Annotated in this window: 5 protein-coding genes; 3 read left to right on the top strand and 2 right to left on the bottom strand. The window is 75.7% G+C overall.

The features are described 5' to 3' along the window. Positions 1-159 precede the first annotated feature (159 nt). The 3 genes from ACGF5C_RS04215 to ACGF5C_RS04205 all read left to right on the top strand — a co-directional run bounded on the left by ACGF5C_RS04215 (position 160) and on the right by ACGF5C_RS04205 (position 4,356). Entirely contained in the window at positions 160-906 is a 747-nt protein-coding gene (locus ACGF5C_RS04215) for an SDR family NAD(P)-dependent oxidoreductase (RefSeq protein WP_393296473.1), read from the top strand. Positions 907-1,020: 114 nt separating this feature from the next. Then, the gene (locus ACGF5C_RS04210; protein WP_393296471.1) at positions 1,021-3,174 is read left to right on the top strand and encodes a DEAD/DEAH box helicase; all 2,154 of its coding nucleotides are present in this window, start codon (positions 1,021-1,023) and stop codon (positions 3,172-3,174) included. Positions 3,175-3,369: 195 nt separating this feature from the next. Continuing rightward, entirely contained in the window at positions 3,370-4,356 is a 987-nt protein-coding gene (locus ACGF5C_RS04205; RefSeq protein WP_393296469.1) for a hypothetical protein, read from the top strand. 114 nt (positions 4,357-4,470) lie between these two features. Here ACGF5C_RS04205 and ACGF5C_RS04200 read toward each other — a convergent pair whose 3' ends face one another. Further along, a complete protein-coding gene (locus ACGF5C_RS04200; protein WP_091627481.1) occupies positions 4,471-4,887 on the bottom strand; it encodes a helix-turn-helix domain-containing protein in 417 nt (138 codons plus the stop codon). A 187-nt stretch (positions 4,888-5,074) separates the two neighbouring features. After that, entirely contained in the window at positions 5,075-6,247 is a 1,173-nt protein-coding gene (locus ACGF5C_RS04195; protein ID WP_393296467.1) for a class I SAM-dependent methyltransferase, read from the bottom strand. Positions 6,248-6,277: the final 30 nt, after the last annotated feature.

The raw sequence follows: 6,277 nt of genomic DNA, 5'->3' as shown, positions 1-6,277 counted from the left end.
CCCGACCCCGCCAGACGCTGGGCTGGGCAACCCCAACCCAGCGTCTCGCTCAACTCATCGCGCCCTGACGATTGCACTCACCACTTGACACCGCCCCGTTGACGGTGGCAATAACTTCATGATCGACGGGTTTCTGTCGTGGGGGAGGAGCGGTGCAGGATGGGTGAGCGGTTGGCGGTGGTGAGTGGTGGGGGGACCGGGATCGGGGCGGCCGTCGCGCGGGCGCTCGCGGGGGACGGGTGCGACGTCCTGATCGTGGGGCGGCGGGCGGACGTGCTGCTCGCCACGGCCGAGCGGGTGAACGCCGAGTGCGGTCGTCCCGGGGCTGCCCAGGCGGTCAGCGCCGACCTGACCGATCCGGAGCAGCTCGGCGGGGTGGTCGAGGCGGTCGCCGGGCGGCCGGTCGACGTGGTGGTCAACAACGCCGGGGGCTACCTGGGCGGGGACGTGAGCACGCTCGCCGGCACCGCCGCGCACTGGCGGACCAATCTGGACGCCAACGTGCTCACTGCCGTGTTGCTCACCGAGGCGCTGCGGCCGGCCCTGCGCCGACCGGGCGGCCGGGTCATCCTGGTCAGCTCGATCGCCGCCCAGCGGGGCGGCGGCGGGGCGTACTCGGCGGCGAAGGCGGCACTGCACGGCTGGGCGTACGACCTGGCCGGGCAGCTCGGCCCGGAACAGATCACGGTCAACGTGGTGAGCCCCGGCTACGTGGCGGAGACGGAGTTCTTCGGCGACCGGATGACTCCGCAGGGGCACGTGAAGCGGGTGGCGGCGACGCTGGTCGGGCGGGCCGGCGTACCAGACGACATCGCCGAGGCCGTTCGATACCTGGCCGGCCCGGCCGCCGGCTACGTCACCGGCCAGGTACTCGGCGTCAACGGCGGCTCCGTCCTCGGGCGCTGACGTCGTCGCCTTCCCCGGGCCCCCGCCCCGGGGGCGACCGCCGCCGGCCGGATCGTGACCGGAACCTCCCGCGTGAACCGGGGCGCGGTCGTCCGGCGCTGGTAGAAATGCCGGATGAGCCAGGATCGGACGGCGGTACGGGAGCGGGCCGAGGCGGTGCTGCGGCGGTTGGCCGGCGAGCACGCCCGGCTCCGCGAGGACCAGTGGCGGGCGATCGAGGCGCTGGTGGTCGACCGGCGCCGGGTGCTCTGCGTGCAGCGCACCGGGTGGGGCAAGTCGGCCGTCTACTTCGTGGCCACCGCCCTGCTGCGGGGGCGCGACCAAGATGCCGCCGCCGGACAGGGCGACGGGGGCGGCATCGGCCCGACCGTGATCGTCTCGCCGTTGCTGGCGCTGATGCGCAACCAGGTCGAGTCGGCGGCCCGCGCCGGCATCCGGGCCCGCACCATCAACTCGGCCAACCTCGACGAGTGGGACGAGATCACCGCCGAGATCCACGCCGGGGCCGTCGACGTGCTGCTGATCAGCCCCGAGCGGCTCAACAACCCGGATTTCCGGGACACGGTGCTGCCGAAGCTGGCCGCCACCACCGGCCTGCTGGTGGTCGACGAGGCGCACTGCGTCTCCGACTGGGGGCACGACTTCCGGCCGGACTACCGGCGGCTGCGTACCTTCCTCAACAACCTGCCCGAGCGGACCCCGGTGCTCGCCACCACGGCCACCGCCAACGCCCGGGTCACCGCCGACGTCGCCGAGCAGTTGGGCGACGCCCTCGTGCTGCGCGGCAGCCTGGACCGGGAGTCGCTGCGCCTCGGCGTGCTCGACCTGCCGACCCCGGCGCACCGGCTGGCCTGGCTCGCCGACCACCTGGACCGGCTGCCCGGCTCGGGCATCGTCTACACGCTCACCGTCGCCGCGGCGGGGGAGACCGCCGAGTTCCTCCGCTCCCGGGGCTACGCGGTCGCCTCCTACACCGGCCAGGCCGAGGACGCCGACCGGCGCGCCGCCGAGCAGGACCTGCTGGACAACAAAATCAAGGCGCTGGTCGCCACGAGCGCCCTGGGCATGGGCTTCGACAAGCCCGACCTGGGCTTCGTGGTGCACCTCGGCGCGCCGCCCTCGCCGATCGCGTACTACCAGCAGGTCGGCCGCGCGGGCCGCGCCGTCGCGCACGCCGAGGTGCTGCTGCTGCCCGGCGTCGAGGACGCCGCGATCTGGCGCTACTTCGCCTCGCTGGCGTTCCCGCCGGAGGAACAGGTCCGCGCGGTGCTGGCGGCCCTGCACACCGACCGCCCGCTCTCCACGCAGGCCCTCGAACCGATCGTCGACCTGCGCCGGGCCCGGCTGGAGCTGATGCTCAAGGTGCTCGACGTCGACGGCGCGGTCCGTCGGGTGCGCGGCGGCTGGCTCGCCACCGGCGAGCCCTGGGTCTACGACGAGGCCCGGTTGCGCCGCGTCGCCCAGGCGCGCACCGCCGAGCAGCAGGCCATGCGGGAGTACGCAAGCACGCCGGACTGCCGGCTGCGCTACCTGCGCGAGTGCCTGGACGACGCCGGGGCGACCGACTGCGGCCGGTGCGACCGCTGCGCCGGCCCGCTGTTCACGCCCGAGGTGTCCGACGTCGCGCTGACCGCCGCGCAGACCTTCCTCGGTCGACCCGGCGTGGAGATCGCGCCGAAGAAGCTCTGGCCGACCGGGCTGGAGGCGGTGGGCGTACCGCTCAGGGGGCGGATCGCCCCGGCGGAGCAGGCGCTGCCGGGGCGCGCGGTGGGGCGGCTGTCCGACCTGGGGTGGGGCGGCCGGCTGCGCGACCTGGTGGCGCCGGAGGCGCCCGACGTCGCCGTCCCCGACGACGTGGCCGCCGCCGTGGTCGAGGTGCTGAAGGCGTGGGCGCACGGGGACGACCCGTGGCCGCGCCGCCCGGTCGGCGTGGTCGCGGTCGGTTCGCGCAGCAGGCCCCGGCTGGTCGGCTCGCTCGCCGAGCGGATCGCCGCCGTCGGCCGGCTGCCGATGCTCGGCCGGGTGACGCCGGCCGGCCCGGCCGGGGGCGGGGGCCCGCGCGGCAACAGCGCCCAGCGGGTACGCGCGCTGCACGCTGCCTTCACCGTGCCGGAGGACCTGGCCGGCACCCTCGCCGGCCTCGACGGGCCGGTGCTCCTCGTCGACGACCTGGTCGACTCGGGTTGGACGATGACGATGGTCGCCCGGGAGCTGCGCCGGGCCGGCGCCCCCGACGTGCTGCCCCTTGCCCTGGCGGTGGCCGGCTGAGCCGCGTCCCGTCGCGGACCGGGCGGGGAAGTTCCCGGGCGGGCGGGATTGCGACCGTCGCCACGCCGCGTCGCCGCCGGGGCGGCGCGACCGTGACGGAGGGTAGCGTGAGCGGCATGACCGATCAGCAGCCCGGGCATGAGCGGGACGGCGGTGCCTGACCAGGCGTCGGCCGTGCCGGACCAGGGATCGACGGTGCGTGAGCAGACCTCGGTGGTGCCCGACCAGTCCCCGGCCGGGCCGGAGCAGTCCCCGGCGGATCCGGAGCAGGTGTCGGCCGTGCCGGACCGGAGCACGCTCCGGCTGGCGCTGGTCGTCGGCGGCCTGGTGCTCGCGGTGCTGCTCGGCTTCGGTCTCGGCCGGCTCAACGGCGGTGGCCCGGCAGGGTCGGTGGGGCGGGGCAGCGCCCTGGCCGACCACACCCACGCCCCCGGGACGGGCGCGCACGAGCACGGCGCCGACCAGGACGCGGCGGCGGAGGCGGCGGGCCTCTCGGTCACCTCGGCCGGCTACACGCTCGCCCCCGTGGCGTCGTCGTTCACCGCCGGCCGGCCGGGCGAGCTGCGCTTCCAGGTGCGCGACGCGCAGCGCCGCCCGGTGACGCGGTTCGCCGTCGTGCACGACAGGCCGATGCACCTGATCGTGGTGCGCCGCGACCTGACCGGCTACCAGCACCTGCACCCGACCATGGCCGCCGACGGCACGTGGTCGGTGCCGCTGACCCTGCCGCAGCCGGGCGTCTGGCGCGCGTACGCCGACTTCACCGCGCTCGCCGACGACGGCCGGCAGACGGCGGTGACGCTCGGGGTCGACCTGGTCGCGCCCGGCGGCTACCAGCCGCGGCCGTTGCCGGCGCCGGCCACCTCGGCCACGGTCGACGGGTTCACCGTCGGTTACCAGGGCACACCGCAGGCGGGCCTGACCGTTCCGCTGACCTTCCGATTCGGCTCGGCGGCCGGCGGCACCCCGACGCTGGAGCGCTACCTCGGCGCGTACGGCCACCTGGTCGCGTTGCGCGAGGGCGACCTGGGTTACCTGCACGTCCACCCGGAGCCGCAGGCGGTCGACGGGGCGGTGACATTCTGGGTGACCACGCCCGGCCCGGGCCGGTACCGGCTCTACCTCGACTTCCAGGTCGGCGGCGTGGTGCGGACCGCCGAGTTCACCCTGACCGTGCCGTGACCCTCCGGCGGCCGGCCCCAACGTCGCGCCGCCGGCCGCGCGGTCGTCATCGCCGCCGGCGCTGCGGGTGGTGACTCGGCCCGCGCTGGGGGTGGTGGTGGCGCGGGTGGCGGCTCAGCCGGCGCGCCGGATCGGGCGGCGGGCCAGGTAGCGCAGCAGGTCGCGGATGTGGTGCTTCTCCTCGGCCGGCACGGTCGGGTCGGCCAGCCGTTGCAGGATCACCCGGACGTCCGCCTCGACCGGGCCGTCGTCGACGCGCCGACGGGGCGCCGGGCCGGCGTCGGGTAGGCCGAGCGCGCGGAACGCGGCCGCGACCGGCAGGTCCAGCGCGGCGCAGAAACCCCGCACCTTGGCGAGCTCGGGGTAGTCCTGCCAGTCCCCGGCGAGCCAGCGGAACACGGTGGAGCGACCGACGCCGGTGTGGGACGCCAGGTCCGTCACGGTCCACCCGCGTTCCTCGCGGGCGTCGTCGATGGCGCGCCGCACGAAGCGTGCGAAGGCCATCTGCGGCGATACCTCTACCGAACCCATCCCTGCGGGTCTTCCCTCCCGACCGGCACCCGGCGGTGCGCCTCCGAGGGTAGTACGAAAAGGTATGGAAACAATTGACTGACCGACCAGACCGTCCCGTGGTCGGGACTTTTTCGCCGGAACAATCGGCGTCCGGGCCGCGATCGGCCGTGCTGGCGCGGTGCTGGGCCGGCGTCGGGCGACCGCGCTAGCGCGGTGACGCGCAGGCGTCCGGGGTGGTTGCGGGGAGCAGCGTCGCCAGCCGTGGGGTGACGTCCCACTGGCCGACCAGGTCCCGGTACTCCGCCTGCTGGCCGTCCGTCGGGGCGGTGCCGGTGCGGCGGGCCCGGATGAGCAGGTTGCGCGGGGTGTGCCGGGAGTCGACGAACTCCACCACCTCGGCCCGGTAGCCGTGCAGCCGGAGCAGCCCGGCCCGCAGCGCGTCGGTGAGGACGTCCGCGAAGCGCTCGCGCAGGATGCCCTGCCGGGTCAGCAGGTCGTACGGCGAGGGGGCCGGCCTGGTGCGCAGCTGGGCGGCGACGTCGTGGTGGCAGCACGGCGCGGCGAGCACCCAGCGGGCCCGCCAGCGCACCGCCCGAGCCAGCGCCTCGTCGGTGGCGGTGTCGCAGGCGTGCAGCGCCAGCACCAGGTCGGGGGCGGGCTCCACGACGGCGTCGGCGATCGTGCCGGCCACGAAGCTGACCCGCTCGGCCCAGCCGAGCCGCTCGGCCAGCTCGGTGTTGCGGCGGCGCTGGTCCTCCCGGACGTCCACGCCGACCAGCTCGACGTCGAGCCCCCGTCGCGCCAGCCACCGGTACGCGGCGAAGGTCAGGTACGCGTTGCCGCACCCCAGGTCGACGACGCGCAGCGGCCCCGTCAGGTCGTCGGGGAGGGTCGCCGCCAGCGCCCGCAGGAACGCGTCGACCTGCCGGCGTTTGGCCGCCGAGCCCCCGATCTCCGCGAAGATCGGGTCGCCCGGGTCGAGCAGGTACTCCTTCGCCCGGTCGTGCCCGCCCGGCTCGGCGACCGGCCGGGCCGCGGTGGCCCGGTGGACCTGCGCCTCACCCGACTTGGTCACCCGCAGTTGCAGCGTCGCGTCGGCGGTCTCCACGTGCCAGTTGCCGAACGGCTCGGCCAGCAGCGCGTCCACCGCCGCGTCCGCCTCCGGGCCGGGGGCGACGTTGCGGGTGTACGGCCGGGAGCCGTCGGAGGTGGAGATCTGCAGCCGGGGACCGGCCTTCAGCGCGACCGGCCGCAGTTCGGCGCGGACCATCGAGGGGCGGTGCCCGCGCCGACGTCCGGCGGCCACCGCCCGCGTCAGCGCGGGGTCGAGCAACAGCGCCCGGACCTCGGTCAGGGCGGCATCCAGCGGTTCGGGCATTGCTCCATCTTCCTCGTCGTCGTCGGCGTA

The organism is Micromonospora sp. NPDC047620, assembly GCF_043205005.1.
Taxonomy (GTDB): domain Bacteria; phylum Actinomycetota; class Actinomycetes; order Mycobacteriales; family Micromonosporaceae; genus Micromonospora.
This window is presented reverse-complemented; position numbering and strand designations above follow the sequence as displayed.

What these genes read in the sequence shown, in the direction of transcription:
- ACGF5C_RS04200 (WP_091627481.1), bottom strand. Translation starts at nt 4,887, where the DNA reads ATGGGTTCGGTAGAGGTATCGCCGCAGATGGCCTTCGCACGCTTCGTG.
- ACGF5C_RS04195 (WP_393296467.1), bottom strand. Translation starts at nt 6,247, where the DNA reads ATGCCCGAACCGCTGGATGCCGCCCTGACCGAGGTCCGGGCGCTGTTG.
- ACGF5C_RS04215 (WP_393296473.1), top strand. Translation starts at nt 160, where the DNA reads ATGGGTGAGCGGTTGGCGGTGGTGAGTGGTGGGGGGACCGGGATCGGG.
- ACGF5C_RS04210 (WP_393296471.1), top strand. Translation starts at nt 1,021, where the DNA reads ATGAGCCAGGATCGGACGGCGGTACGGGAGCGGGCCGAGGCGGTGCTG.